This is a genomic window from Streptomyces sp. NPDC092370 (assembly GCF_044755265.1).
Classification (GTDB): Bacteria; Actinomycetota; Actinomycetes; order Streptomycetales; family Streptomycetaceae; genus Streptomyces.
On record NZ_JBIVQO010000001.1, the window covers coordinates 998,803 to 1,025,591 of the forward strand.

22 protein-coding genes and 1 riboswitch are annotated in these 26,789 nt (G+C 70.9%); of the genes, 15 read left to right on the forward strand and 7 right to left on the reverse strand.

Going from position 1 to position 26,789, the window contains the following annotated elements:
* Positions 1–97: 97 nt before the first annotated feature.
* Positions 98–1,351 (forward strand): Ig-like domain-containing protein, encoded by a 1,254-nt coding sequence (locus tag ACIQHQ_RS04480; RefSeq protein WP_402609968.1) that lies wholly within the window; start codon positions 98–100, stop codon positions 1,349–1,351.
* Between the two features lie 79 nt (positions 1,352–1,430).
* On the opposite strand, the gene ACIQHQ_RS04485 is transcribed toward ACIQHQ_RS04480, so the two are convergent.
* Positions 1,431–1,832: a hypothetical protein gene (locus tag ACIQHQ_RS04485; protein ID WP_402609970.1), complete on the reverse strand. Its 402-nt coding sequence runs from the start codon at positions 1,830–1,832 to the stop codon at positions 1,431–1,433.
* A gap of 145 nt (positions 1,833–1,977) precedes the next feature.
* Between ACIQHQ_RS04485 and ACIQHQ_RS04490 the strand changes: the two genes are divergently transcribed.
* From ACIQHQ_RS04490 to ACIQHQ_RS04515, 6 genes are all read left to right on the forward strand, one after another.
* Positions 1,978–2,598 carry a heme-copper oxidase subunit III gene (locus ACIQHQ_RS04490; RefSeq protein WP_033312739.1) on the forward strand — a complete coding sequence of 207 codons (621 nt, stop codon included), beginning with the start codon at positions 1,978–1,980 and terminating at the stop codon, positions 2,596–2,598.
* 81 nt (positions 2,599–2,679) lie between these two features.
* The gene (locus ACIQHQ_RS04495; RefSeq protein ID WP_402609972.1) at positions 2,680–3,492 is read left to right on the forward strand and encodes a c-type cytochrome; all 813 of its coding nucleotides are present in this window, start codon (positions 2,680–2,682) and stop codon (positions 3,490–3,492) included.
* Positions 3,489–4,562 carry a Rieske 2Fe-2S domain-containing protein gene (locus ACIQHQ_RS04500; RefSeq protein WP_402609974.1) on the forward strand — a complete coding sequence of 358 codons (1,074 nt, stop codon included), beginning with the start codon at positions 3,489–3,491 and terminating at the stop codon, positions 4,560–4,562. The genes ACIQHQ_RS04495 and ACIQHQ_RS04500 overlap by 4 nt, the downstream gene beginning before the upstream one ends.
* Positions 4,559–6,181, forward strand: coding sequence for a cytochrome bc complex cytochrome b subunit (locus ACIQHQ_RS04505; protein ID WP_402609976.1), 1,623 nt, complete (start codon positions 4,559–4,561; stop codon positions 6,179–6,181). The genes ACIQHQ_RS04500 and ACIQHQ_RS04505 overlap by 4 nt, the downstream gene beginning before the upstream one ends.
* A 138-nt stretch (positions 6,182–6,319) precedes the next feature.
* A complete protein-coding gene (gene trpD / locus ACIQHQ_RS04510; protein ID WP_402609978.1) occupies positions 6,320–7,384 on the forward strand; it encodes an anthranilate phosphoribosyltransferase in 1,065 nt (354 codons plus the stop codon).
* Positions 7,385–7,456: 72 nt separating this feature from the next.
* Positions 7,457–7,573: riboswitch (SAM riboswitch) on the forward strand.
* Positions 7,574–7,707: 134 nt separating this feature from the next.
* Positions 7,708–9,090, forward strand: a complete 1,383-nt coding sequence (locus tag ACIQHQ_RS04515) for an aminotransferase class V-fold PLP-dependent enzyme (RefSeq protein WP_402609980.1) — start codon at positions 7,708–7,710, stop codon at positions 9,088–9,090.
* A 92-nt stretch (positions 9,091–9,182) separates the two neighbouring features.
* Here ACIQHQ_RS04515 and ACIQHQ_RS04520 read toward each other — a convergent pair whose 3' ends face one another.
* On the reverse strand, positions 9,183–9,464 hold the full coding sequence (locus ACIQHQ_RS04520; protein WP_030848030.1) for an Lrp/AsnC family transcriptional regulator: 282 nt from the start codon (positions 9,462–9,464) through the stop codon (positions 9,183–9,185).
* Positions 9,461–10,213: a rhomboid family intramembrane serine protease gene (locus tag ACIQHQ_RS04525; RefSeq protein WP_402609982.1), complete on the reverse strand. Its 753-nt coding sequence runs from the start codon at positions 10,211–10,213 to the stop codon at positions 9,461–9,463. Before ACIQHQ_RS04525 ends, ACIQHQ_RS04520 begins: the two co-directional genes overlap by 4 nt.
* Before the next feature lie 159 nt (positions 10,214–10,372).
* Between ACIQHQ_RS04525 and ACIQHQ_RS04530 the strand changes: the two genes are divergently transcribed.
* From ACIQHQ_RS04530 to ACIQHQ_RS04550, 5 genes are all read left to right on the forward strand, one after another.
* Entirely contained in the window at positions 10,373–10,612 is a 240-nt protein-coding gene (locus tag ACIQHQ_RS04530; protein ID WP_351636562.1) for a hypothetical protein, read from the forward strand.
* 37 nt (positions 10,613–10,649) lie between these two features.
* On the forward strand, positions 10,650–11,993 hold the full coding sequence (locus ACIQHQ_RS04535) for an NYN domain-containing protein (RefSeq protein WP_402609984.1): 1,344 nt from the start codon (positions 10,650–10,652) through the stop codon (positions 11,991–11,993).
* Between the two features lie 251 nt (positions 11,994–12,244).
* Complete coding sequence (locus tag ACIQHQ_RS04540) at positions 12,245–13,285, forward strand: NlpC/P60 family protein (RefSeq protein ID WP_402609986.1); 1,041 nt, start codon at positions 12,245–12,247, stop codon at positions 13,283–13,285.
* 231 nt (positions 13,286–13,516) lie between these two features.
* Complete coding sequence (locus tag ACIQHQ_RS04545; protein ID WP_402609988.1) at positions 13,517–14,530, forward strand: NlpC/P60 family protein; 1,014 nt, start codon at positions 13,517–13,519, stop codon at positions 14,528–14,530.
* Positions 14,531–14,563: 33 nt separating this feature from the next.
* Positions 14,564–15,748 (forward strand): hypothetical protein, encoded by a 1,185-nt coding sequence (locus ACIQHQ_RS04550; protein ID WP_402609990.1) that lies wholly within the window; start codon positions 14,564–14,566, stop codon positions 15,746–15,748.
* 25 nt (positions 15,749–15,773) lie between these two features.
* On the opposite strand, the gene ACIQHQ_RS04555 is transcribed toward ACIQHQ_RS04550, so the two are convergent.
* Positions 15,774–16,304 (reverse strand): PadR family transcriptional regulator, encoded by a 531-nt coding sequence (locus ACIQHQ_RS04555; RefSeq protein WP_402609992.1) that lies wholly within the window; start codon positions 16,302–16,304, stop codon positions 15,774–15,776.
* Positions 16,305–16,408: 104 nt separating this feature from the next.
* Here ACIQHQ_RS04555 and ACIQHQ_RS04560 point away from each other — a divergent pair, with 104 nt between their 5' ends.
* Entirely contained in the window at positions 16,409–17,731 is a 1,323-nt protein-coding gene (locus ACIQHQ_RS04560) for an MATE family efflux transporter (RefSeq protein ID WP_402609994.1), read from the forward strand.
* On the opposite strand, the gene ACIQHQ_RS04565 is transcribed toward ACIQHQ_RS04560, so the two are convergent.
* Positions 17,692–18,927, reverse strand: a complete 1,236-nt coding sequence (locus ACIQHQ_RS04565; RefSeq protein WP_402609996.1) for a glycosyltransferase 87 family protein — start codon at positions 18,925–18,927, stop codon at positions 17,692–17,694. The genes ACIQHQ_RS04560 and ACIQHQ_RS04565 overlap by 40 nt on opposite strands.
* Positions 18,928–19,042: 115 nt before the next feature.
* On the opposite strand from ACIQHQ_RS04565, the gene ACIQHQ_RS04570 reads away from it, so the two are divergent.
* Positions 19,043–20,185 (forward strand): glycosyltransferase family 4 protein, encoded by a 1,143-nt coding sequence (locus ACIQHQ_RS04570; protein WP_402609998.1) that lies wholly within the window; start codon positions 19,043–19,045, stop codon positions 20,183–20,185.
* A gap of 161 nt (positions 20,186–20,346) precedes the next feature.
* Positions 20,347–21,933: a GMC oxidoreductase gene (locus ACIQHQ_RS04575; RefSeq protein WP_402610000.1), complete on the forward strand. Its 1,587-nt coding sequence runs from the start codon at positions 20,347–20,349 to the stop codon at positions 21,931–21,933.
* Positions 21,934–21,951: 18 nt separating this feature from the next.
* Here ACIQHQ_RS04575 and ACIQHQ_RS04580 read toward each other — a convergent pair whose 3' ends face one another.
* Together ACIQHQ_RS04580 and ACIQHQ_RS04585 are read right to left on the reverse strand one after the other, a co-directional pair.
* Positions 21,952–22,506, reverse strand: coding sequence for a hypothetical protein (locus tag ACIQHQ_RS04580; RefSeq protein WP_402610002.1), 555 nt, complete (start codon positions 22,504–22,506; stop codon positions 21,952–21,954).
* Positions 22,507–22,610: 104 nt separating this feature from the next.
* A complete protein-coding gene (locus ACIQHQ_RS04585; RefSeq protein ID WP_402610004.1) occupies positions 22,611–26,270 on the reverse strand; it encodes an ALF repeat-containing protein in 3,660 nt (1,219 codons plus the stop codon).
* Positions 26,271–26,789 lie beyond the last annotated feature (519 nt).

Here is a 26,789-nt window from a genome sequence, read left to right on the forward strand (position 1 = left end):
GAGAGGAGGGTCCGGGCCCCTTCTTCTGCCGCAATACATGTCACTCGTACGAGTCATTCGGCGTGCCGCTGTTGACCCTGCTTCCTAGCGTGGGGTCATGAGCCACACAGTGATCTCCCGCCCCCGCACCGCCGTGGGCTGCACGCTGCTGGTGATATCCCTCTGCGCGGGCGTCACCGCCTGCGGCTCGGACGGCAACCCGCTCGCCGCCCGCCCCTACGACGCCGCGGACCAGGTGTCCTTCAACGCCCCCTCCGAGGGCCGCGAGAAGGCCGACCCGGACAAGCCCCTCGAAGTCGTCGAGGACTCCGGCGGGCGCATCACGGACGTCACCGCCCACGACGCCTCAGGACGCTACGTGGCGGGCGAACTCGCCGCCGACGGCAGCCGCTGGCACAGCACCTCCCCGCTCGCCGCCAACGCCAGCTACACGGTCCGGGTGAGCACCGAGGACGAGGACGGCGCGCCCGGACGCAAGGTCGTCACCTTCGACACCGGCAAGCCGACCACCAAGAAGCGCCTGGACGTCACCTTCGGCCCCAGGGCGGGCACCTACGGCGTCGGCCAGCCGATCACGGCCGAGCTGAGCCAGCCCGTCAAGGTCAAGGCCCAGCGGGCCGTCGTGGAACGCGCCCTCAAGGTCTCCTCGACCCCCGCCACGGACGGCGCCTGGCACTGGGTGGACGACAAGAAGCTGCACTACCGTCCCAAGGACTACTGGCCCGCCCGGGCCACCGTCCAGGTCCGCAGCAACCTCCAGGGCATCAAGATCGGCGACCGGATGTGGGGCGGCAAGGCCAAGCCGCTGACCATCACCACCGCGGACAAGCTCATAGCCCTCACGGACGCAGCCGCCCACCGGATGACCGTCTACAAGAACGACGAGATCGTCCGGGAGATCCCGGTCACCACGGGCATGCCCGGTTACGACACGCGCAACGGCGTCAAGGTCGTCCTGGCCAAGGAGGGCACCGTCCGCATGACCAGCGCCAGCATCGGCGCCTCGGACTTCTACGACCTGGTGGTGCACCACTCGGTCCGGGTCACCCACAGCGGCGAGTACGTCCACGCCGCCCCCTGGTCCGTCGGCTCCCAGGGCTACGCCAACGTCAGCCACGGCTGCACCGGCATGAGCACCGAGAACGCGGCGTGGTTCTACGAAACCGTCCGCGAGGGCGACATCGTCAAGGTCGTGAACTCCGGCGGCGACACGATGGCGCCCTTCGGCAACGGCTTCGGCGACTGGAACCTCGACTGGGCGAAGTGGCGCACCGGCAGCGCCCTCGTGGGCGGCACCCCGGACGGCCCCACCGCGGCCGACAGAGCCCGCCTGCGCCCGCAGAGCGTCTGAACGCCCTCAGGGGCGCGGGGAACCGCGCGAACAACCCCCCACGCACCCAGGTCGCCATACAAGCGGAAGCGCCGAGTCCTCAGGCGTTCAAGGCCGCCTTCTCCCGCAGCAGGGACGCCAGCGCGGACGCGAACTCCACCGGTTCCACCGGCAAGGTCACGGCCGACTCCGCACGACTCCAGGTCGCCAGCCACGCATCCTGGGGCCGTCCCATCAGCAGCAGAACCGGCGGGCAGTCGAACACCTCGTCCTTGATCTGCCGGCACATCCCCATGCCGCCCATCGGCACGGCCTCGCCGTCCAGCACACAGACGTCGATCCCACCCCGGTCCAGCTCCGTGAGCACCGCGGCGGGAGTCGCGCACTCCACGAACTCCACCACGGGAACGTCCGGAGCCGGCCTTCGTCCCGTGGCGAGCCGCACCTGCTCCCGGGTGTTGGAGTCGTCGCTGTAGACCAGCACCGTGGCGGTCGGCTGCATTGTTCCTCCGTGACGTCAGCGTCGTAAGGACAGGCCCGTTGGGCCGGATGCTACTCCCTTGAAGACCACGTCAACACCGGTACGACCGGCTCAGACACTCCGAACGGCACCCCCCGGAGTGAGGGCGGGATAAGCGACCGACATAATGTCGGTCGTGGCGACAGCAACGACAGTAGAAACCGGGCACGCGCACCCGTCGGTCAACCGGCCGAACCTCACCAGCGTCGGAACCATCATCTGGCTGAGTTCCGAGCTGATGTTCTTCGCGGCCCTCTTCGCGATGTACTTCACCCTGCGATCGGTGACGGGTCCCGATCACTGGAAGGAGATGGCTGCCCATCTCAACTTCCCGTTCTCGGCGACGAACACCACCATCCTGGTGCTCTCTTCACTCACCTGCCAGCTCGGCGTCTTCGCCGCCGAGCGCGGTGACGTGAAGAAGCTCCGGATGTGGTTCATCGTCACCTTCGTGATGGGTGCGATCTTCATCGGAGGTCAGGTCTTCGAGTACACGGAGCTGGTCAAGGAGGCGGGCCTGTCCCTGTCCTCCGACCCGTACGGCTCGGTGTTCTACCTGACCACCGGCTTCCACGGCCTGCACGTGACGGGCGGTCTCATCGCCTTCCTGCTGGTCCTCGGCCGGACCTACGCGGCCCGGAGGTTCACCCACGAGCAGGCGACGGCCGCGATCGTCGTGTCCTACTACTGGCACTTCGTCGATGTCGTCTGGATCGGTCTCTTCGCCACGATCTACATGATCAAGTAGCAGGGCCCGCATCCGCGCGTGCTCGAAGAAGCGCGCATCCCAGAAGCATCGACGCAGAAGATCCTGACACCGGGGTAATCCGTGAAAAAGCTCTCCGCACGACGACGCCACCCGCTGGCGGCGCTCGTCGTCCTACTCCTCGCGCTGGCATGCACCGGGGGGCTGTACGCCGTGTTCGCACCCGCGGGCCAGGCGCAGGCCGACGAAACCGCCCAGTCCCTCACCATCGAGGAGGGCAAGAAGCTCTACGCCGTCGGCTGCGCCAGTTGCCACGGCACCGGCGGTCAGGGCACCTCCGACGGGCCGAGCCTGGTGGGTGTGGGCGCAGCGGCCGTAGACTTCCAGGTGGCCACCGGCCGGATGCCGGCCGCCACCTCCCAGGGCCCCCAGGTCCCGGAGAAGAAGAACATCTACTCGCAGGCCGAGATCGACCAGCTCGCGGCGTACATCGCCTCGCTGGGCGCCGGTCCGTCCGTCCCGACGGAGGAGCAGTACGGCCCCCAGGGTGCCGACATCGCCAAGGGCGGTGAGCTGTTCCGCAACAACTGCGCGCAGTGCCACAACTTCACCGGCAAGGGCGGCGCGCTGACGCACGGCAAGTACGCGCCGAGCCTCGAGGGCGTCTCCCCGAAGCACATCTACGAGGCCATGCAGACCGGCCCGCAGAACATGCCGTCCTTCCCCGACACCACGCTGTCGGAGAAGAACAAGAAGGACATCATCGCGTACCTCGACGCGGTCAACAGCGAAAAGACCGAGAGCCCCGGCGGCCTCGAACTGGGTGGCCTCGGGCCGGTCAGTGAGGGCCTCTTCGGCTGGATCTTCGGTCTCGGCGGTCTGATCGCCGTCGCCGTGTGGGTCGCCGCCCGGACCGCAAAGGCCAAGAAGTCATGAGTAGCCAAGACATTCCAGAAGAGAACCTGCCTGCCGCGCAGTCCGCAGGACATGACGAGCACGGGCACGGCGCGGTGAGCGTCGCGGACGACAAGCACCCGTTCGCCGACCCGGGCCTGCCGCCTCACGAGCACCGCATCCAGGACGTCGACGAGCGGGCCGCCAAGCGGTCCGAGCGCGCGGTCGCCCTGATGTTCACGACGTCGATGCTGGCCACCATCGCCTTCATCGCCGCGTTCGTGGCGATCCCGGTCGACAAGGCGGTCTACATCTGGCCGCTCGGCCACATCAGCGCCCTGAACTTCGCGCTGGGCATGACGCTCGGCATCGCGCTGTTCTGCATCGGCGCGGGCGCGGTCCACTGGGCCCGCACCCTGATGTCGGACGTGGAGGTCGCCGACGAGCGGCACCCGATCGAGGCGACGCCCGAGGTCCGCGAGAAGGTCTTCGCGGACTTCAAGCAGGGCGCCAAGGAGTCCGCGCTCGGCCGCCGCAAGCTGATCCGCAACACCATGCTCGGGGCGCTCACGCTGGTGCCGCTCTCCGGAGTCGTGCTGCTGCGCGACCTCGGCCCGCTGCCTGGTGAGAAGCTCCGCCACACGCTCTGGTCCAAGGGCAAGCTGCTCGTCAACATGAACACCAACGAGCCGCTGCGTCCCTCCGACGTCGCGGTCGGTTCGCTGACCTTCGCCAAGCCCGAGGGCCTGGAGGAGCACGACCACGACTTCCAGAACGAGATCGCCAAGGCCGCCCTGATGATCGTCCGGATCCAGCCGGAGAACATCAAGGACAAGCGCGAGCTCGAGTGGTCGCACGAGGGCATCGTCGCGTACTCGAAGATCTGCACCCACGTCGGTTGCCCGATCTCCCTGTACGAGCAGCAGACGCATCACGTGCTCTGCCCCTGCCACCAGTCCACCTTCGACCTCTCCGACGGTGCCCGAGTGATCTTCGGTCCCGCTGGTCACGCCCTGCCGCAGCTCCGCATCGGCGTGAACGACGAGGGCTACCTCGAGGCGCTCGGCGACTTCGAAGAGCCCGTCGGCCCTGCTTTCTGGGAGCGCGGATGAGCACTGCACAGACACGCCGCAAGGCGCCCGCGGGTGAGCGGGTAGCCGACTGGGCCGACGGCCGCCTCGGGATCTACTCCCTGGCCAAGGCCAACATGCGCAAGATCTTCCCGGACCACTGGTCCTTCATGCTGGGTGAGATCTGCCTCTACAGCTTCATCATCATCATCCTCACGGGTGTGTACCTGACGCTGTTCTTCCACCCGTCGATGAACGAGGTGGAGTACCACGGCAGCTACGTGCCGCTCCAGGGGCAGCTGATGTCGGAGGCGTTCGCCTCCACCCTGGACATCAGCTTCGACGTCCGCGGCGGTCTGCTCATCCGGCAGATCCACCACTGGGCGGCGATCATCTTCCTCGCCGGCATGTTCGTGCACATGATGCGCGTCTTCTTCACCGGCGCGTTCCGCAAGCCGCGCGAGATCAACTGGCTGTTCGGCTTCCTGCTGTTCGTCCTGGGCATGTTCACCGGTTTCACCGGTTACTCGCTCCCGGACGACCTGCTCTCCGGCACCGGTGTCCGCTTCACGCAGGGCGCGATCCTGTCCGTGCCGATCGTGGGCACGTACATCTCGATGTTCCTGTTCGGCGGGGAGTTCCCGGGCACCGACTTCGTCGCCCGGTTCTACTCGATCCACATCCTGCTGCTGCCGGGCATCATGCTCGGGCTCGTGGTCGGCCACCTGATCCTGGTCTTCTACCACAAGCACACCCAGTTCGCGGGTCCCGGCCGGACCAACAAGAACGTCGTCGGCATGCCGCTGCTGCCGGTCTACATGGCCAAGGCCGGAGGCTTCTTCTTCCTGGTCTTCGGTCTCATCTCGGCCCTCGCCGCGATCGCGACGATCAACCCGATCTGGGTCCTGGGCCCGTACCGGCCCGACCAGGTGTCCACCGGTGCCCAGCCCGACTGGTACATGGGCTTCGCCGAAGGCCTGATCCGGGCGATGCCGGGCTGGGAGATCAACCTCTGGGGCCACACCCTCGTCCTGGGCGTGTTCATCCCGCTGGTGCTCTTCGGTGTGTTCCTCGCGATCATCGCCCTCTACCCGTTCATCGAGTCGTGGGTCACCGGGGACAAGCGCGAGCACCACATCCTGGACCGGCCGCGCAACGCCCCGACCCGCACCGGCGTCGGTGTCGCGTGGGTCACCGGCTACATCATCATGCTGATCGGCGGTGGCAACGACATCGTCGCCACGCACTTCCATCTGTCGATCAACGCGGTGACCTGGTTCGTCCGGATCGGGTTCTTCGTCGGACCGGTCATCGCCTTCATCGTCACCAAGCGCATCTGCCTCGGCCTGCAGCGCCGGGACAAGGAGAAGGTGCTGCACGGCCGCGAGTCGGGCATCATCAAGCGCCTGCCGCACGGTGAGTTCATCGAGGTGCACGAGCCGCTCAGCCAGGAGCAGATGTACACGCTCACCGCGCACGAGCAGTACAAGCCGGCCGAGATCGGCCCGACGGTCGACGAGAACGGTGTCGAGCGCAAGGTGAAGGGCTCCGAGAAGCTGCGCGCCAAGCTCAGCGACGCCTACTACGGCGAGGGTGCCCAGATCCCGAAGCCCACCGCCGAGGAGTACCGGGAGATCACGAGCGGCCACGGCCACCACTGATCACTGCTTCGCCACGCCACACCGAAGGGCCCCGTCCGATCGTCGGACGGGGCCCTTCGCCGCGCTCGGGGCTGGATAGGGTGGACCTCGTTGAGATTCTCGTCCCGTAGTGCGGGACGCCTGACCCTGGAGCGGCTTATGAGCGCTGTGACCCCCGCTGGAGGCGACACCGCGGCGGGCCGCTCCTGGCCCCTGCTGCTGAACGGCCTGCTGGACGGCAGGCACCTGGGCGCCGACGACACCGCCTGGGCGATGGACCGCATCATGCGCGGTGAGGCGACCGAGGCGCAGATCGCCGGGTTCGTCGTGGCCCTGCGCGCCAAGGGCGAGACCGTCGAGGAGATCAACGGCCTGGTCCGCGCGATGTACGAGCATGCCAACGTGATCGAGGTGCCCGGGGCGACGGTCGACATCGTCGGCACCGGCGGTGACGGCGCGAAGACGGTCAACATCTCCACGATGTCCTCGATCGTCGTCGCGGGCACCGGCGCGAAGGTCGTCAAGCACGGCAACCGGGCCGCGTCCTCGGCGTCCGGGGCCTCCGACGTGCTGGAGAAGCTCGGGGTCAACCTGGAACTGCCGCTGCACCGGGTCGCCGAGGTGGCCGAGGAGGCCGGGATCACCTTCTGCTTCGCGGTGAAGTTCCACCCGGCGCTGCGGCACGCGGGCGCGGCCCGCGGCCAGTTGGGTATCCGCACGGTGTTCAACGCCCTCGGCCCGCTGACCAACCCGGCCCGGGTCCGGGCCCAGGCCGTCGGCGTGGCGGACCCCCGCATGGCGCCGATCGTCGCGGGCGTGTTCGCCGAACGCGGCAACTCGTCCCTGGTCTTCCGGGGTGACGACGGCCTCGACGAGCTCACCACCACGGCCACGTCCCGGGTCTGGATCGTCCGGGACGGCGAGGTGACCGAGGAGGCCTTCGACCCCCGGGACGTGGGCCTCGAACTGGTCCCCGTCGAGGCTCTGCGTGGCGCGGACGCCTCCTACAACGCGGAGGTCGCGCGGCGGCTGCTGGACGGAGAGACGGGGCCGGTGCGGGACGCGGTGGTGCTGAACTCGGCCGCGGCCCTGGTGGCCCTGGAGCCCACCACCGCGCCACTGGCCGATCAGATCCGCGCCGCGATGGTGAAGGCGGCCGAGTCGATCGACTCCGGTGCGGCGAAGCGGACGCTGGAGCGCTGGGTGGCCGCGAGCAACACGTAGGGAACCGGGACGGCGTCCCGCGATCCGGACTCGGGTTGCGGGACGCCGATCTTTTCGCGTACGTTCCCGGCAGGTCATGAGTGACAGTCATGAGGCCCCGGCCGACTGTCCGGCAACCCTCCGTCCGTGGCGGGGTGCCCCGGGTGAAGACCAGGCCGCAGGCAGCGAGGTCTGTGGCAAGCGCGTGACGAGGAGTCTCTCGTGAACCAGCGAATGCGATAGGGCCGCAGAGCCCCGCCTCCGCATCCCCTCTTTCCTTCACCCCCGCTTGTAGCCGTATGTGCTCGCGGGCGGATTCCACCTGCCGTCACGGGAGTTCACCCATGTCCGTCTCCACCGTTGCCGCCGATCAGTCTGTTTGTGCCCCGCTGCCCGTTCTGGGCCGGGATGTCACCGTCCCGCTCGTGACCGGGGGCGAAGTCACCTACGCCGCGCTCGACTACGCCGCCAGCGCCCCGGCCCTCCAGCGGGTCTGGGACGACGTGGCCGCCTACGCGCCGTACTACGGCAGCGTGCACCGCGGGGCCGGGTACCTGTCCCAGCTGTCGACCGACTTGTTCGAGAACGCCCGCCGGACCGTCGCGGAGTTCCTCGACTGCCGCGAGGGCGACCAGGTGATCTTCACCCGCTCCACCACCGACTCCCTCAACCTCCTCGCCGCCGCGCTCCCCGCCGACTGCCAGGTCTTCGTCTTCGAGACCGAGCACCACGCCGCCCTGCTGCCCTGGCGCAACGCCCGCGTGACGTGCCTCGACGCCCCGCGCAGCCCCCGTGAGGCCGTCGAGACCCTGGAGCGCGCCCTGGCCGGCCGGTCTGTGTCGACCGAGGGGGGCCACGGGCCGGCCTTGGTCTGCGTCACCGGCGCCTCGAACGTCACCGGCGAGCTGTGGCCCGTACGGGAACTCGCCGCGGCCGCGCACGCCCACGGTGCGCGGATCGTGCTGGACGCCGCCCAGCTGGCCCCGCACCACCCGGTGTCCGTCGCCGGCCTCGACGTGGACTGGGTCGCCTTCTCCGGGCACAAGCTGTACGCGCCCTTCGGCTCGGGCGTCCTGGCCGGACGGGCCGACTGGCTGCGCGCCGCCGAGCCGTATCTCGCGGGCGGCGGCGCCAGCCGCAAGGTCGGCCGGCGGGATGACGGGGGAGTGGACGTGGAGTGGCACGACAGCGCCGCCCGCCATGAGGCCGGTTCGCCCAACGTCATCGGCGCCTACGCCGTCGCCTCGGCCTGCAAGGCGCTGACCGAGGCCGGTTTCGACACCCTCGTGGCCCGTGAGCAGTACCTCATCCGCGCGGTCCGGGAGGGTCTCGCCGGCGTTCCCCAGGTGCGGTTCCTGTCCCTCTTCGGGGACGACGCCCCGCGGGTCGGGGTGCTCTCCTTCGTCGTCGAGGGCTGGAACAGCTCCCACTTCGCCGCCGCCCTGTCCGCCGAGTACGGCATCGGCGTGCGGGACGGGCTGTTCTGCGCCCATCCGCTGGTGCGCACGCTGCTCGGCAGCGACCCGCAGTCGCAGGGGGAGTGCGGGTCGCCGGAGGCCGTGCCCGGGGAGAAGTCGCTCAACGCCATCCGGGTCAGCTTCGGCGCGGGCACGCCGGACGAGCACGTGGAGCGGTTCGTGCGGGCGGTGCGGGAGCTCGTGACGGACGGGGCGAAGTGGAACTACCGCACCGAGGACGGGCGCTGCGTGCCGGACACCTCCGCCTGAGCCGGTGGGCGGCTGCCCGGGACGATCATCCGCGGGGCGGGTTCGGGGGTGTCCGTGAGCAGGTCACGCGCGCGGGGCGGGACGCGACGGCCTCAGTTGTCCAGGCCGATCGAGAATGCCGCCTCCAGGTCGTGCTGCGAGTACGTACGGAACGCCACGTGCGTGTCGGTCCCCTCCACTCCGGGGATCTTGCTGATCCGGCCCGGGATGACCTCCGCCAGGTCCTCGTGCTCCTTCACCCGGACCATCGCGATCAGGTCGTAGGTGCCGGTGACGGAGAAGACCTCGCTGACGCTGTCCAGCGCCGCGATCGACTCGGCGATCTCGGGGATCCGGTCCACGCTGGTCTTGATCAGGACGATCGCGGTGATCACGGCTGGTTCTCTCCCTCGGGGGCCGGAGCAGGGGCGGCCTTCACTCTAGTAGGGCTGGTGGGGCGGCCGTAGCGGACCGACGCATAGCCGAAGCCCAGACCGAACCCGATGAGGTGGGCGAGGTAGGCCACCCCCGGCCCGTCCGAGGCCCGCCCCGCCGCCAGCCACTGCAGCGCCGCCCAGAACGGCAGTACGACCCACGCCGGGAAGCGCACCGGAAGGAAGAAGAGGAACGGCAGGAGACTGGTGACCCGGGCGCGGGGGAACAGGTACAGGAACGCGCCGAGGACCGCCGAGATCGCCCCCGAGGCGCCGACCAGGGACTGCTCGGAGTGCGCGTTGGCGACGGTGTAGCCCAGCAGGGCCAGGTAGCCGCAGCCGACGTAGAACAGGGTGAACTGCACGCGGCCCATCCGTTCCTCGGTCATCGCCCCGAAGACGTAGAGGAAGAGCATGTTGCCGAGCAGGTGCACCCAGCTGCCGTGGACGAAGAGCGCCGTCGCGGGCGTGAGGGCCGACCCCGCGGACCCTTCGAACAGTTCTGCGGGAATCACCCCCCAGCGCCGGAAGTAGGCCCGCTGTACGGCCAGGAGCTCGTCGCCGGTGCCGTACGCCGGGTTCAGGCCCGAGGCGGGTCCGGCCAGGAAGGACAGACAGCACAGGGCGATCAGTGAGTACGTCACCGGCGCCGACGACCCCCTGACCGATCTGCCGGCCCGGACGATCGACGCACTCCACTTGGAGATCATGAGCACAAAGCATGACGCAAACGGACGCAACCACCCAGGTCGCCTCGCCGCCGTGGACGGGCAGGCGGCGAGGACCCGCCAGGCCGTAGGGTTACGAGCCATACGCACCGGGGATGCCGGTCGCGTCACGGACACTAGAAGGAAAGAGAACAGGTCACGATGACGGTTCCCCTGCCGACCGCCGAGACGCGGTGGCGCTGCACCCTCTGCGGCAACCTCACGAGGTTCGACGTGACCCGCTCGTCGAAGGTCGTCGAGTACGTCCACCTCGACCTGGCCGGAGAGCCGAAGGTCGAGGAGCGCGAGGTGCTCAGTGAGAGCATCGAGTCGGTGCGCTGCCGCTGGTGCAACGCGGTGGACCAGGTGGAACTCGTGGACAGGCCGGGCGCCGGCTCCTGACGGGAGGCGGCCCCGCACAGGCATTGGGGTGTGACGGATGGTGGAGACCACGGGCGGGGGGCCGGGGGACGGCGCCGCCGAGGTGCTCGACCGTCCCCTGCCCGACGGTGTGCGCCGCAGGGTCGTGCAGATCGTCTCCGACGGCTTCGGCTCGCTGACGGTGGGCGAGCTGCCCGCCCAGCTCAGGCAGTACGCCAGGTTCGCCCCGAACCGCAGGGCCAAGTTCGCCGGCAACGCGATGGCCGCGGCGCTGGAGACCGATCCGCTGTTCCGGCAGCGCATCGGGGAGAACCTCAGAGAGACCCAGCCGGAACTGACCGGCGCTCTCGACTCAGGCTCCCCGCCCCCGGCCGCGGACCCGCTCGACGTGGCGGCCGCGGCCTACGTACTGCGGCCGCCCGGCTGGGTGAAGCTGGTCACCGCCGCCGGCGAGGAGGCCCAGCGGGCCGACGCCGAGCGCGCCGACGAGGAGAGCCGGGCCGAGCTGGAGCGGCTGCGCGCCGAACTCGACCGGGCCCGTGACCACACCCGGGCCGAGACCGAGCGGCTGCGCACGGAGCTGGAATCGGCCAAGAAGGAGACCGAGTCCCTGCACCGCAAGCTGCGCGCCGCCCTCAGCGACGTCAAGCGCGGCGAGGCCGCCCTGCGCAAGGTGCACGGTGAGATCGAGGCCATCCGCGCCGAGGGGCACGCCCAGGTGTCCGCCGCCGAGAGCGAGACCCGGCGGCTGAAGTCCCGGCTGGGCGAGACCGAGGCCGCCCTGGAGGCCGCGCGTCGGGCCGCCCGCGAGGGCCGCAGCGTCGAGGACATGCGGGTACGCCTGCTGCTGGACACCCTGCTGGACGCGACCCAGGGGCTCCGGCGTGAACTGGCCCTGCCGCCCGTGTCGGTGCGGCCCGCCGAGACAGTCGACGCCGTCGAGCCGGGCCGGATGACCCCCAAGGACATCGCCGCCCGCGCCCTGTCCGAGAACGACCCGCAGGTCCTCGACCAGCTGCTGGCGCTGCCGCAGGCGCATCTGGTCGTCGACGGCTACAACGTCACCAAGACCGGCTATCCGCAGATGCCGCTGGAGAAGCAGCGCCTCAGGCTGCTCGGACAGCTCTCCCAGCTGGCCGCGCAGAGCGGCGCGGAGGTGACCTGCGTCTTCGACGGCGCCGAACTCGCCGCACCGGTGCTGCTGGCCCCGCCGCGCGGGGTGCGCGTGCTGTTCTCGAAGCCGGGCGTCACCGCCGACGAGCTCATCCGCCAGCTGGTGCGGGCCGAACCGCCGGGCCGCCCGGTCATCGTGGCGTCCACGGACCGCGAGGTCGCCGACGGCGTGGCCCGCGCGGGCGCCCGCCCGGTCGCCTCGGCCATGCTCCTCAAGCGCCTTTCGTGAGCCTAGGGGGCGTACGCACCATGCGTAACGTCCGGGCGTGATGCCTGAATTGATGGCGTCTGTGGGCCACGTTGCGTCAAGAGGGCCTTACCGCCTGTGAGTCCAGAGGAAAAGTTGGCCTACCGTGACGCGATTTTTCATCTGAGGATTTGAACTGATCACAGGAAGGTCACTAGGGTCAGGCCGAACCTCCGCTCGGGTGATCACTCATCGGGAGAGACGGCGGAGGGGCCAGAAGGAGCTTTTCACCCGTGGCGTCCCACCGTCGTCCGAAGCAGCCGAGCCGCGCACGTGTGACCGTGCTGACCACCGCCGCCGCCGCTGCCGTCGCCTTCAGCTCGCAGGCCGCCAACGCGGCCCCCAGTGAGAAGCCGAGCAAGGACGAGGTCAAGGCCAAGGTCGACAAGCTCTACGAAGAGGCGGAGCAGGCCACCGAGAAGTACAACGGGGCCAAGGAGAAGCAGGAGAAGCTCCAGAAGGAGATCTCCACCATCCAGGACAACGTGGCCCGCGGCCAGGAGGAGCTCAACGAGCTCCGCGACGGCCTGGGTCTGGCCGCCGCGTCGCAGTACCGCACGGGCTCCATCGACCCCTCCGTCCAGCTGTTCCTCTCCGCGAACCCCGAGGACTACCTCGACAAGGCCTCCACGCTCGACCAGTTGAGCAGCCAGCAGGTCGAGGCGCTGAAGAAGGTCCAGGAGAAGCAGCGCGAACTCGCCCAGGAGCGCGCCGAGGCCTCCGACAAGCTCAAGGACCTCGCCTCCACCCGGACCGAACTCGGCGAGAAGAAGAAGGAAGTCCAGGGCAAGCTCGCCTCGGCGCAGAAGCTGCTCAACAGCCTCTCCGCCGCCGAGAAGGCCAAGCTCGCCGAGGAGCAGAACCGTGCCAGCCGGGCCAGTGAGCGCGACGCCCTCACGGCCGACGTCCCGCCCGGCTCGGGCCGTGCCGCCGCCGCCTTCGCCTTCGCCCAGGGCCAGCTCGGCAAGCCCTACGTCTACGGCGCCACCGGCATGAGCTCCTTCGACTGCTCCGGCCTCACCTCCCGGGCCTACGCCGCCGCCGGTGTGCAGATCCCGCGCACCTCCGAGGCGCAGACCGGAGCCGGCACCAAGATCTACTCGGTCAGCCAGCTCAAGGTCGGCGACCTGGTCTTCTTCTTCAACGACCTGCACCACGTGGGCCTCTACGCCGGCAACGGGCAGATCATCCACGCCCCGCGCACCGGCACGGTCGTCCGCTACGAGTCGATGAACACCATCGGCGGCCCGTTCATGTTCGGCGTCCGGGTCTGATCCTCGCGCCGCGAGGTCCCTCGAACTCTCCCCGGCGTCCCGGAGATCGGACACCACGTCCGCCGTTCGGGCGAATCACGACAGCTCCGAGTGAGCCCACGCCCCGCCATTGACCTGCGTCAGCGGCGGGGCGTCGTGCCGGACACCCACGGATGGTCGTTGGCGGCACCCTGTCACGGGGCTACTGTCTGCCGCGTTCCAAGTCCGCCAGCGGAAGGAGAGCGGCTTCCCGTGGGGTCCCATCGCCGCCTTGCCACGTCCGGGTTCGACCGGGGCGCCAGTGTCGCCGTCGGTTTCCTGTCCGTTTCCGCCGCCGCCCTGGGGGCGGTACCGGCCGGCGCCGCACCGTACGACGACACCCGGGCCACGGTGGACCGGCTCTACGAGCAGGCCGAGAAGGCGACCGAGGCCTACAACGAAGCCGACGAACGCGCCGACGAGCTGCGCGCCGAGGTCGGCACCGCCCGGGACCGCATCGCCCGCCGGCAGCAGCGGATCAACTCCATGCGCGAGTCCCTCGGTTCGCTCGCCGGCGCCCAGTACCGCTCGGGGGGCATCGACCCCTCCCTCGCCCTGCTGCTCTCCGCCGACCCGGACGACTACCTCGACCGCGCGTCCCGGCTCGACCGCCTCACCGCCCACCAGGCCGGTGAGCTGAGGGAGCTGCAGGACGCCATGCGCGAACTCGCCCAGGAGCGCGAGGAGGCCGCGGGCAAGCTCCGCGAACTGGAGAAGAGCCGCAAGGCCGTCGCCGCCCACAAGAAGACCGTCGAGCGGAAGCTCGCCGCGGCCCGGCGGCTGCTCAACTCCCTGCCGGACGACGAGCGCGACGCCTACGGCCGCGCCTCCCGCTCCGGGCGCGGCGGCATGGCCGGCCTCGACGGCGCCACCGCCGCCTCGGGACGTGGGTCCGCCGCCGTCGCCGCCGCCCGCAGCGCGCTCGGCAGACCCTACGTCTGGGGGGCCAACGGGCCCTCGGGCTTCGACTGTTCGGGCCTGATGCAGTGGTCGTACGCACAGGCCGGGGTCGCCCTGCCGCGCACCTCGCAGGCCCAGCGCTACGCCGGCCGGCAGGTCCCGCTGTCCGAGGCGCGCCCCGGTGACCTGGTCGTCTACCGGGGCGACGCCAGCCATGTCGGGATGTACACGGGCAACGGCCAGGTCATCCACGCGCCCTACCCCGGCGCGCCCGTGCGCTACGACCCGGTCGGGATGATGCCCGTCTCGTCGGTCACCAGGGTCTGACCCGCGCGGCCCGTCGCCCGTACGATCGGGAACGTGGCTGGTCGAAGGTCGGGATCCGGGGTGGTGGCACTCGTTGTGCTGCTCGTCGCCCTGGCCGGGTGCGGCGGGCGGCCGGCCGCGGACAGCGCCACGGCCGACGTCCAGCGGCTCTTGGACCGGCGGGCCGCCGCGGTCCTCGACCGCGACGAGCGGGCCTACGAACGGACGGGCCGGGGCACCGATTTCGCCCGGCTGCGCGCGATGCCCGTGGCCGCCTGGTCGTACCGCGTCACCGGGTTGCGCCGCAGCGGCGACACGGCCACGGCCGACGCCGAGCTGCGCTATCGCGTCGCCGGGTACGATCCGGCGCCGGTGACCGCCGGTCGCACCCTGCGGCTGAGCCGCGACGTGGGCGGGCAGTGGTCCGTCGACACCGACCGGCCCGCGCGGAAGTCCGCGCAGCAGCTCTGGGACCAGGGGACGGTGCAGCTCGTCCGGGGACGCCACAGCCTCGTCCTCGGCGTCGGGCAGTCGGGACGGTCGCTGAGCGACTTCGCGGACCTGGCCGACCGTGCGGTGCCCGCCGTGTCGGACGCGTGGGGCGCGGACTGGAGCAGACGGGTCGTAGTGCTCGTGCCGAAGTCACTGGAGGGGATGGCGGGGCTCCTCGGCTCGCCCGCCTCCTCCTACCGGGGGATCGCGGCGGTCACCACCGGCGAGACGGGCGCGCGGCGACGGGCACCGGCGGACCGCATCATCGTCAACCCGGATGCGTTCGCGCTCCTCGGCGGCCCCGGCGAGCAGGTCGTCGTCACCCACGAGACCACCCACGTCGCCACCCGCGCCCGCACCACCGCCGCCACACCCCTGTGGCTGTCCGAGGGGTACGCCGACTGGGTCGGCTACCGCGCCGCCGGCCGCACCCCCGCCGAGGCCGCGCCCGAGCTGTCCCGGTCGGTGAGCGAGGGCCGGATCCCCGCCGCGCTGCCGGAGGACGAGGACTTCGGCTTCACCGGCGACGCGAGCCGCCTGGCCCGCGCATACGAGAGTGGCTGGACGGCGTGCCGGCTGATCGCCGACCGCTGGGGCGAGTCCCGGCTGCGCGCGTTCTACCGGGCCGTGGGGGCGCACGGGAAGCGGGCCGGGGCGGTTGAGGACGCCATGCGGGAGGTACTGGGGACGACACCGCAGGCCTTCACGACTGAGTGGCGGGAGTCCCTGCGGGGGCAGCTGGGCTGACGTGCGAGCGGGACCATCGGCGGTTTCACTCCGGCCGGTCGAGCACCTCGACGGCCTCCCGCAGCCAGGCCCGTTCCGCCTCGCCCGTCGCGCGGGCCACCCTGAGCATGCCCTGGCGGAACAGGTCCTCCGCCTCCTCGGCACGGACCGGCTTGCCGGACGCGTAGAAGAAGCTCGTCGGGGTCTCCAGGAACTCCAGCCGGCGGCGGAGCACCGCGGCCTGCTCGTGCCGGTCGGGCAGGTGGCGCAGGAAGGCCAGGACCGTGTTGAAGCGGACCTGGTCGGTGATCTCGGTCTGCTTCGGGTGACGCAGGCGCTGCAGCAACTCCTCGCGGCCCTTCCCGGTGAGGGCGAGGATCCGGCGCGGGGCCGCGCTCGCGCCAGGCTCGGTGCGCTGGTCGAGCAGGCCCGCTGTGGTCAGCCGGGTGATCGCGGGGTAGAGCGCGCCGTCGCTCACCGGCCGGACATGCCCGGTCAGCGCCTTGATGCGCTCCTTCAGCTCATAGCCGTGCAGCGGCTCCTCGGCCAGGAAGCCCAGGATCGACAGCTCCAGCATGGTCCTCCTTGCGGGTGGATGACACTGCATGCTACCTCTTAACGAGCTACCTCGAATCGATATAGCTCGGTTCGAGGTCGCTCGACCTCAGGGGGACCGCCACCGTGAACGCCCACCGCAGACAGCTCGTGCTGCTCGCCCGCCCCGTCTACTTCTCCCTGCTCGCCCCCGTCGCCGCCGGGATCATCAACACCGTCTGGGTCGCCGGACTGGGCGGGCCGGCCGTGGCCGCCGTCGCCGTGGCGACCAACACGGAGAACGTGCTGCTCGGCATCGCCCTGGTCTTCGGCTCCGGCACGACCGTGCTGGTCGCCCACGCCCGGGGCGCCCGCGACCCCGGCGCGGTGCGGGCCGCGGTGCGTGGCGGATGGGCCTTGTGGGCCCTGGTGACACCCCTGGTCGTGGCGGGCGGCCTGCTGGGGCGTGAACCGCTGGCCCGGCTGGTGCTGGGCGGACCGGACAGCTCCGCCTTCCCGCTCGCCGTCGCCTACCTCACGGTCTCCCTGCCCGGCATGGCCGTCTTCTTCGCGCAGCAACTCGTCGACGGCCTCCTCAAGGGCACTGGCGACACCCGAACTCCGATGCGCCTCGCCCTCTTGGCCAATGGCCTGGTACTGGTTCTGGACCCGCTCTTCATCCACCTCCACGGTGTCCGGGGCGCCGCCGCCGCGACGGTGCTGGCCCGATGCGTGGCGCTCGGGGCCGGACTCGTCGCCGTCCGGCGCAACGCCCTGCTGCGGACGGCCCGCGGGGTGCAACCGGGCGAGTCCCCGGGCGCCTGCCTCCGGCGGACGCTGAGGACCGGCCTGCCCATGTCCGCCGACTTCACCGTGCGGCAGACCGGCACCCTCGTCCTGGTCGCGATCGTGGCCCGGCTCGGGGTGACGGCGGTGGCCGCGTACGCGATCGCCTACAAGGTCATGTACGTGGCGACCATGGCCTTCTACGCCGTCCGGCAGGCCGCCTCCATCCACACCGCGCACACGTGCGGGGCCGGGCTGGACGAGCGGCGGGCGATCGGCCGGCAGGCCGTGCTTCTCGCCGGTGCTCTCGGGCTCACCGCGGCCGCTGTGCTGTCCGTCGCCGCCCCCTGGATCATGGCCGCCTTCGGCGCCGGGCCCACGGTCGCGCGGGAGGGCGTGCTGTTCCTGCGCTGCGCCGGCCCCTACCTGCTGCTGATGAGCTGCCTCATCGCGCTGGGCGGGGTCTTCGAAGGCAGTGGGGGAGCCTCGGTGCTGCTGCGGGTGAGCGTGCTCGGGACGGCCGTCCAGCTCGGACTCGCCTACGGCCTGGCCGGGCTGGGGCTGCCCGGGGTGTGCCTGGCGCTCGCGCTGGCGACGGGTGTGCAGTGTGGCCTGGCCGGACTGCTGGCGCGGTGGGTCCCGGCTCAGGAGGAGACGGGAGTCTCCCCGGCGCGGGCGGGCTGAGGGGGCACGGGGGCGGGGAGCGTACCGGGGACCGTCGCCTTCCACAGGGCCCGGGCCGCGGTCAGCGTGGCGGCCACCAGGAGAGCGTTGCGCAGGAACAGCAGGGTCAGACCGAGGCCGTCGCCGGCCACCACGCTGCCGAAGTAGAGCGGGAACTCCAGCACCGTCACGAAGCTCGCCACCAGTACCAGGACGACCGGCAGCCGCATCCGGCTCCCCGGGAAGTACAGGCACACCGCCGCCAGCCCGACCAGCCACACCATGTACTGCGGGCTGATCACCCGGCTGGTGGTGGTGAACATCAGCACCGCCACGAAGGCCGCGTCGGCGAGCGTGTGCTCCGCGAAGCGCCGGGCCAGCAGCCGCCACAGCACCAGCCAGCCGAAGGCCGCCCCGGTCAGGAACAGCGCGCCCGTGCTCACCTCGCTCACATACGGCCCGAGGAACTCGATCGATCCGTAGTTCAGCTTCACCTCACCCTGCCAGCCGAAGTGCCGGGCGACATGGAAGACCAGCCCGCCCAGCGACTCCACCTCGGTGCCCCGGTCCCGCTGGAACGTCAGGAACGCGAACGCACCCGGCATGGCCACGGCGAACACACCCGTCACCGCGATGCCCGTCACCAGGGCCGACACCCAGGCGCTACGGCGGCGGGCGGCCAGCAGCAGCATCACCGGCCAGACCTTCAGCAGAGCGCCGAAGGCGGCCAGGGCACCCATCGCCCGCGGGTGCCGGGCGCCCGCGAGCAGCGCGGCCATCGCCACCGCCGTGACCATCACGTCGTAGCGGGCGTACACCGTCGGCCCGAGCAGCGGCACGCCGATCACCCACACCCAGGCACCGCGCAGCGACCGGCCCGGGCGGCGTCCCGCCCAGGTCATCAGGGCCAGCACGGCCGCGTCGGTGACGCAGACCAGCACGAAGAACGCGGTCGCGTAGTCCAGGAAGGGCAGCAGGCCGGGGGAGAGGATCGCCAGCGCGGCGGCGGGCGGGTACTGCCAGGTGACATCGTGCAGAGGGAACGTTCCGCTGCTCAGGACGCCGTACCAGCCCTGGTAGATCACGTGCACGTCGCTGGTCACGTCCGGGCCGGGGAAGACGTACACCTTCAGGACGAACAGCAGCAGCAACAGCCTCGTGAGACACCAGACCACCGGCAGCCATGCCGGGGACCGCCTCAAGCCCGTCGTCTTCACGTGATCCCGCCCGTTCGCATGCCGTGTCGAGGGCCATGATGGGCCCGCCGCCTGTGAGCGTGCCATATCTGCCGCGGCGCGGAGCTGTGAGGGGCGGTTCGGTAGGGTCGGCGGCGTGCGCAAGACCCTGATCGTGACGAACGACTTCCCGCCCCGGCCCGGTGGCATCCAGGCGTTCCTGCACAACATGGCGCTGCGGCTGGACCCGCAGCAGCTGGTCGTCTACGCGTCCACGTGGAAGCGGAGCCGGGAGGGCGTAGAGGCGACCCGCGCCTTCGACGCCGAGCAGCCCTTCACCGTCGTACGGGACCGCACGACCATGCTGCTGCCGACTCCGGGCGCCACCCGCCGGGCCGTCGGGCTGCTGCGGGAGCACGGCTGCACCTCGGTGTGGTTCGGGGCGGCGGCCCCACTCGGTCTGATGGCCCCGGCGCTGCGCGACGCGGGCGCCGAGCGGCTGGTCGCCACCACGCACGGCCACGAGGCGGGCTGGGCCCAGCTGCCGGCCGCCCGGCAGCTGCTGCGGCGGATCGGCGACGCCACCGACACGATCACCTACCTCGGCGAGTACACCCGCTCGCGCATCGCCCCCGCCCTGACGCCCGAGGCCGCCGCGCGCATGGCGCAGCTGCCGCCCGGCGTCGACGAGAAGACCTTCCACCCCGGATCGGGCGGCGACGAGGTGCGGGCCCGGCTGGGTCTGACGGACCGGCCGGTGGTGGTCTGCGTCTCCCGGCTGGTGCGGCGCAAGGGCCAGGACACCCTGATCCGGGCCATGCCCCGCATCCTCGCCGCCGAGCCCGACACCGCCTTGCTGATCGTCGGCGGCGGCCCTTACGAGAACGACCTGCGGCGGCTCGCGCGCGAGACCGGGGTCTCCTCGGCCGTGCGCTTCACCGGCGCCGTGCCCTGGTCGGAGCTGCCCGCCCACTACGGCGCCGGTGACGTCTTCGCGATGCCCTGCCGCACCCGGCGCGGCGGCCTCGACGTCGAGGGCCTCGGCATCGTCTACCTGGAGGCCTCCGCGACGGGTCTCCCGGTCGTCGCCGGCGACTCGGGCGGCGCCCCGGACGCGGTCCTGGACGGCGAGACGGGCTGGGTGGTGAGAGGCGGCGACCCGGAGGAGACGGCCGACCGCATCTCGGTCCTCCTCGGCGACGCCGAGCTGCGCCGCAGGATGGGCGAGCGGGGGAGGGAGTGGGTCGAGGAGAAGTGGCGCTGGGACCTGCTGGCGGAGAAGCTCAGAAGCTTGCTCTAGGGAAACAAGGGGCGCGAGGAACTGCGCGACAAGCCACCACCCGCACCCGCCCACAAGGATCAAGCCGCACCCCACTAGGCGGAACCGCATAATCCGCCGATGCTGCGCCCATGACAGCTAACCTGACGCATCGTCACCTGACAAGACGTCAAATCCTGGGCGTGGCAGCCCTGCAGACCGCAGCCGCCCTCGGCTTCACGCGCATCGGCCTCGAAAGTGCCCGGGCCGCTCAGCCCGACGCAGTCGACACCGCCCCCGCGATCGTCGTCGGCTCCGGCTACGGCGGCGCCGTGGCCGCTCTCCGTCTCGGCCAGGCCGGCATCCGCACGATCGTCCTGGAGATGGGCCGCCTCTGGAACACCCACGGCCCCGACGGCAAGGTCTTCTGCACCACCAGCGCACCCGACCACCGTTCCATGTGGTTCCGCACCCGCACCGAGGCCCCCCTCGGCTCCTTCCTCTGGCTGGACGTCGTCAACCGGGACATCGGCCGCTACCCGGGCGTCCTGGACCGCGTGCACTTCGACCACATGTCGGTCTACGTCGGCCGGGGCGTCGGCGGCGGCTCCCTGGTCAACGGCAGCATGGCGGTCACCCCGCCCCGGTCGTACTTCGCCGAACAGTTCCCGACCGTCGACGCCGACGAGATGTACGGCACGTTCTTCCCGCGCGCCCGGGCCGCCCTGGGGGTGAACACCGTCGACCCGGCCTGGTTCGAGTCGACGGAGTGGTACCGCTTCACCCGCGTCTCCCGCAAGCACGCCGAGAAGACCGGCCTGCGGACCACCTTCGTGCCCAGCGTCTACGACTTCGGCCACATGCGGCGCGAGGCGGCCGGCACCGCCCCGAAGTCGGCGCTCGGCGGCGAGGTCATCTACGGCAACAACCACGGCAAGCGCAGCCTCGACAAGACGTACCTCGCCGGCGCGCTCGGCACCGGCAAGGTCACCGTCCACACCCTGGAGAAGGTGCGTGCGATCAGCCGCGCGCCGGACGGCACCTACGTACTGACCGCCGACCGCATCGACGAGACCGGCCGCGTCGTCGGGACGAAGGAGTACGGCTGCACGTACCTCTACCTCGGCGGCGGCAGCCTCGGCACCACCGAACTGCTGCTGCGCGCCCGGGAGACGGGCACCCTGCCCGGCCTCGACGCCAGTGTCGGCGCCGGCTGGGGCACCAACGGCAACGTGATGCTGGGCCGGGCCAACCACCTGTGGGACACGGTCGGCGCGAACCAGTCGACCATGCCGGTCATGGGCATCGACGACTGGGCGAACGCCGCCAACCCGGTCTTCGCCGAGATCGCCCCGCTGCCGACGGGCCTGGAGCACTGGGTGAGCCTCTACCTGGCGATCACCAGGAACCCGGAACGGGCTTCCTTCTCCTACGACACCGGCTCGGACCGGCTGCGGCTCGGCTGGACGGCCGCCCACTCCGCGGTCTCCGTCGCCATGGCGAAGAAGCTCTTCGACCGGATCAACGCGGCCAACGCGACGATCTACCGGTACGACCTGTTCGGCTCGAAGAGCAAGGTCTTCGCCGACGACTTCACCTACCACCCGCTGGGCGGCTGCGTGCTGGGCCGGGCGACGGACGACTACGGGCGGGTCAAGGGATACTCCCGGCTGTACGTCACCGACGGCTCGCTCGTGCCCGGGTCGCTCGGGGTCAATCCCTTCGTGACCATCACCGCCCTCGCCGAACGCACGATGGCGCGGGTGCTCGCGGAGGACATGGCGCCCTGAGGGCGGTCCGGCCACGCCTCACATGTACTGGAAGTACCGGTCGTACCAGGCCAGCGGAAGATCGTCTTCCTCCTCTTCTTCCTCCTCGTCCGCGGACGAGGCCGCCGCCAGCGCCGCCAGAAGCGCCTCGCCGGCCTCGTCGTCCCCCAGGTGAGTCGGTCCGTCGTACGGCTCCATGAGCAGTGCGATGGGCACGTAGACACAGCCGAGTTCGGTACACAGCTCGTCGAGCCAGGTCACGAACTCGTCGTCCAGGCCTTCCTCACAGCCGGGCAGACCCCATCGCCTTCCCGTTCCGGCGGTGACGAAGGGACCGAAATTGCTTATCAGCACCCACAGGGGCCGGCCCGTCCCCGTGGCCTCAGCAGGGACCGAAGCGGCACCGAGGAAGCTCGAGTCCTGCCCCATGCCGGCCGACACGGACGGTCCGAACCGCCCCTCCAAGGCGTCGGCGAACCGCCGAAAGCGCTGCCGGGCGGCCGGAACGTCGTAATTCCGGGGCATCTCCCGGTGTTCGGGGTCGGGGTCGTCCAGCTCGCGCAGGAGCTCCCGGAGGCGGTCGAGGGGAAGCATGGTGGTTGCCCTTCGTGGTTTTCGCCGTACGTCGGCAATCAAGGGATGATTCTCGTCCGGACACGCGGCCGGGGCTCAGCCAGTTCTGGCCCCGGCCGGGCACATCACTCCGTCGGGCACTCCCTCGACGGCGACGGGTACGCGCTGATGACGCGGTACATCTTGCTCTTGTACCGGGTGACGATGCACAAGAACTTCTCGCCGCCGTCTCCGATCGCTTCCCCGTATTCGACGGGGAAGACCTTGTTGCCCCGCTTGAGGATCGGGTCGCCGCGCTTCTTCCAGGCGTCGTCGATCAGCGCCAGGAGCTGGCCCTGGTCCTTCTGCTTGAAGACGCCGTGCCGCGGCTTGTCCGGTTTGGGCCGCGTGTGCTCCATGACATGGTCGATGCGGTGCTTGGTCGCGCTTTCCCGCATGTACACCAGGCCGCCCGGCGACTGGAACACGTCGTTGCCCAGGTTCTGGAAGCCCACCGGACAGCTGATCGAACTCGCCGCCCGTGCGAGTGACATGGCGCGCAGCGACCGCGCGCACAGCGCGAACGCCGGGTTCTTGCCGAACAGCTTGCGGAAGAAGTCGTCCGCCTTGGTGCCCCACTTGCCGAACTTGACGCCCGCGGCGCCCCACCCGGCGAACGGCACGGCTCCGGCGCAGGACAGCCCCGCGTCGATCTTCTGGTCCTCACCGAAGTACCAGGCACAGTTGACGCCGTCGGCGGCCTCGCCGAAGCCGGGAATCAGGCCGAGGACGTCGAGGGTGAAGTGGCCGCCCTCGGAGAACAACTGCCCCCAGTCGATCTCGTTCAGCTTGGCCATGTACTCCGCGAACTCCTCGTCCTCCCTGAGCAGAGCGCGTTCCTCGTTCTCGGCGACGACGTCCGCGAAGTGCTTGCGGATCTCCTCCTGGAGCTTGCGGAACGCCACGTCGCCCGCCGCGTCCGCCGCCTTGCTCGCGGCGTCCGCGTCCTTGCCGGCCTCGATCGACGAGGCGTACGCGGCGTCCGCCGCGGCCCAGGCGTCGCTCGCGGAGACCTGTGCCGCTGCGGCGGACGCCGTGGCACGGTCGGCCGACAGGTCGGCCGAGCGCGCGGCCCGCTTCGCGTCGGCTTCGGCGGCCCGGGCCTTCTTGGCGGAGGCAGCGGCGTCGGCCGCGGACTTCTCCGCCGCGTCGGCGTGCGCGTCCGCCTCCTTGGCGAACTCGCCCGCCTGTCTCGCCGACTCCCGAGCGTCGCTCGCGTGCTTCGCCGCGTCCTCGGCCGCCTTGATGGCCTCGGCCGCGACCTTGGCGGCCAGAGCGGCGTCCTGCTGTGCCGTCGCCGCGATCTTCGCGGCCCCGGCGATCAGACCCTGGACCCGGGAGACATGGGTCGCGGTGAGCTTGTCCTGGCGCGCCGCGCGGTACTGCTCGACCTCGATGAACCGGTGCAGCACCTGCGGCGGTCCGGCCACCGCCACGTCGGCCGCGGCCTTGAGCTCCGGTCCGCCCGTGCTGCGCAACTGGACGGCGCGGACCCGCTCGTCGCTCGTCCGGGCCGTGTAGTACCCGGTGTGGATGAACGCCCGCATCTTGTCGGCGGAGCCGGAGTCCAGTGCCTCCTGGCCGGCCTTCTTCACCGCGGCGCCGGCGTCCTGCATCAGCTGCGTGACCAGGATGCGGTAGTCGTTGCGGGCCGCTTCGTGCTGACCGGTCGCGATGAAGGCGCCGATCTGTGCCGCGTCGCCGTTCAGCGCGGTCTTGGCCGCCGTACGGACGGTGTCGTACTCCGACTGCCACGCCAGGTTGACCGTACGCGCGTACTCGTCGCGCTGGGCCGCTTCCTTCAAGCCGGAGCGGATGTACTCCACAACCAGTGCGTCCGAGCCCGCCAGGGCGGCCTCCGCCGTGGTGGCGCTCCACGGGCCGCGGGTCTTGGCGACGTGCAGTGCGATCTTGCGGGCCTTGGCCGCGGCGGTCGGCAGGTCCATGTCCGGCGCGTTCACCTCGGAGGCCAGACGCACCGCCTCCTCGTCGGCCGCGCGGCTGTCCGCCGCGGCCTTCCGCTCACGCGCCTTGCGCTCGTCGTCCGCGGTCTTCAGGGCCTTGGCCGTCTCGACCTCGGTGTACCGGCGATCGGCGAGTTCTTCCGTCTCCACTTCCCGAGCCAGGTCGAAGGTGTTCTTGGCCTTCACCACGGCCGCGGTCGCGGCGTCGGCGGCCTTCTTGGCCTCGGTGGCGTGCTTCTTGGACTCGGTGGCGGCGGTGGCGGCTTCACCGGCGTTCTTGGCCGCCTCTTCGGCGGCCTTGCCGGCGTTGCGGGCGTGAACGGCCGCGGAGTTGGCGGCGTCCCGGGCCTCCCGGGCGGCCTGGGCGGCCTTCCCCGCCAGGGTCACCGCCCGGTTCGCGGCACGGGTGGCCTCGGCCGCCTGCCGCCGGGCGTCGGCGGCCGCGTCCCGGGCCCGCTGGGCCTGGGCGGCGGAGACGTTGGCGTGACCGCTCGCCTCCTGTGCCGCGGCCGCCGCGCTGTCGGCGTTGGCGCCCGCGCCGGCGGCGGCCTTCGCGGCCTTGCCGGCCTCGTCGGCCGCGGTCGCCGCGTGGTCGGCGGCCTTGGCGGCGGTCTCCGCGCCTTCGGCCGCGGCGTAGGCGCCCTTGGCGGCCTTGCGCGCGGCATCGGCCTTGCCCGCGTTCGTGGCGGCGTCGGCGGCGGCGCTGCGGGCGCGGGAGGCGGCCTGGGCGGCGGCAGCGGCGGCGGAGGCCGCCTGGGACGCGGCGTTGGCGGCGATCCGTGCCGACGTGTTGGCGGCGCGGGCGGCGCTGATGGCCTCCTGGGCCGCCTTGGCGGCCCCATGGGCGGCGTCGGCGGCCCGGCCGGCGGCGTTGGACGCCTTGGTCGCGTCGTCCTTGGCGGCCGCGGTCTCGGCAGCGGCTTTCTGTGCGGCTTCCTTGGCCAGCTTGGTCGCCGCGATGGCGCGTGCGGAGGCTTCCTTGGCGGCCTCGGTCTCCACCCGTGCCTGTCGGCCGGCCTCCTTCACCAGGGCGACCAGGTCCTCGACGGTGGCCTGTTCCTGGTCCCGGGACCGGGCGATGTGCTGGCCCACCGTCAGGAAGTCGGTGACGTCCTCGGGCGTGCCGTTCAGCGCGGCCTGCGCGGCCTCGCGGGTGGCGGGGCCGCCCGTGCTGAGGATTTGCACGACCTCCACGCGCTCGTCGTTGCGCCGGGCGTCGTACTGGCCTTCCGCGATGAAACGCCGCACGTCCTCGGCGGTGCCGTTCAGGGCGGCCTGGCCGGCCTGCTGCACCTCGGGCCCGCCGGTGCTGACGATCTGGACGGCGCGGACCCGCTGGTCCTGCTCCAGCGGCGCCCGCCAGCCCGATTTCAGGAAGGTGTCCAGGTCCTGGGGTGTCCCGGCCAGCGCCTTATCGGCGGCCTCGCGCACACCCCGGCCGCCGGCCGAGAAGACCTGCACGGTGGACACCCGGTCGTCGGACAGCTGGGCGACCGCACGCTCACTGTCGAGGAACGCGCGCACCTGGGCGTCCGTGCCCAGCAGCGCCGCCTCCGCGGCGGCCTTCACACCGGGTCCGCCTGTTTTCCAGGCCTTCAGGACCTCCCCTCGCGGGGTGGCGGGGATGTGGTCGGTGCTCGTCTCTTCGGGGTCGACGGCTTCGGCTGCCGCCGCATGGGCCGGGACGCCGAGCAGACCGACGGTGAGGGACAGGAAAAGGGCCAGGCAAAGCGCCCGGGCGGAATGTTGTCCGACGTGTGCGTGTTGGTTTCTCCCGGCCAACCGGAATATGCCGGTCCGGGCTCCGGATCTCTCAGTCAAGGAACAAGCACCCATTTCGTTTCTGGTCAACCGACGGACCAGTCACCGAACTTCGGCCTCACTGAGAATACGCCGTGATTTCCAGTCTCCTATTTCGCGCGCAACGCGGGCAGACGGTTTTCGGACGCACGCGCGCGGAGCGCCAGGCTGTGACTTCAGCCACACAAAACGACGGTGAAGGCTCAGTGAAGCGCCGGCAGATACGGCATAAATGGGCTGTTAAGGTGTCGTACGCATACGAAAAATGTGACCAAAGAGTGTAAGTCACGTGTTTCACTCGTGGGGTGTTTAGGTGGCGATTACTTGCTACCGTGCGATCGCCGCCGGGACCGGGCGGCTGTGAAGGGGGCGTTTCAGCGATCACGCAGGAACGCGTTCTGGGGGAACGAGGGGGAGTCGTGCCACCGGGTTGAATTCCCGGTGTTTTCACGCGCATCGCCATCTGTCTGCGTTCCTGGATCCTTTCTCGGCATGCCGTTC

Excerpts from the sequence above, each read along its gene's own strand:
- ACIQHQ_RS04485 (WP_402609970.1), bottom strand. The coding sequence starts at position 1,832 with ATGCAGCCGACCGCCACGGTGCTGGTCTACAGCGACGACTCCAACACC.
- ACIQHQ_RS04515 (WP_402609980.1), top strand. The coding sequence starts at position 7,708 with ATGTCCGTCTCCACCGTTGCCGCCGATCAGTCTGTTTGTGCCCCGCTG.
- ACIQHQ_RS04530 (WP_351636562.1), top strand. The coding sequence starts at position 10,373 with ATGACGGTTCCCCTGCCGACCGCCGAGACGCGGTGGCGCTGCACCCTC.
- ACIQHQ_RS04490 (WP_033312739.1), top strand. The coding sequence starts at position 1,978 with ATGTCGGTCGTGGCGACAGCAACGACAGTAGAAACCGGGCACGCGCAC.
- ACIQHQ_RS04480 (WP_402609968.1), top strand. The coding sequence starts at position 98 with ATGAGCCACACAGTGATCTCCCGCCCCCGCACCGCCGTGGGCTGCACG.
- trpD (WP_402609978.1), top strand. The coding sequence starts at position 6,320 with ATGAGCGCTGTGACCCCCGCTGGAGGCGACACCGCGGCGGGCCGCTCC.
- ACIQHQ_RS04525 (WP_402609982.1), bottom strand. The coding sequence starts at position 10,213 with ATGATCTCCAAGTGGAGTGCGTCGATCGTCCGGGCCGGCAGATCGGTC.
- ACIQHQ_RS04580 (WP_402610002.1), bottom strand. The coding sequence starts at position 22,506 with ATGCTTCCCCTCGACCGCCTCCGGGAGCTCCTGCGCGAGCTGGACGAC.
- ACIQHQ_RS04535 (WP_402609984.1), top strand. The coding sequence starts at position 10,650 with ATGGTGGAGACCACGGGCGGGGGGCCGGGGGACGGCGCCGCCGAGGTG.
- ACIQHQ_RS04500 (WP_402609974.1), top strand. The coding sequence starts at position 3,489 with ATGAGTAGCCAAGACATTCCAGAAGAGAACCTGCCTGCCGCGCAGTCC.
- ACIQHQ_RS04555 (WP_402609992.1), bottom strand. The coding sequence starts at position 16,304 with ATGCTGGAGCTGTCGATCCTGGGCTTCCTGGCCGAGGAGCCGCTGCAC.
- ACIQHQ_RS04505 (WP_402609976.1), top strand. The coding sequence starts at position 4,559 with ATGAGCACTGCACAGACACGCCGCAAGGCGCCCGCGGGTGAGCGGGTA.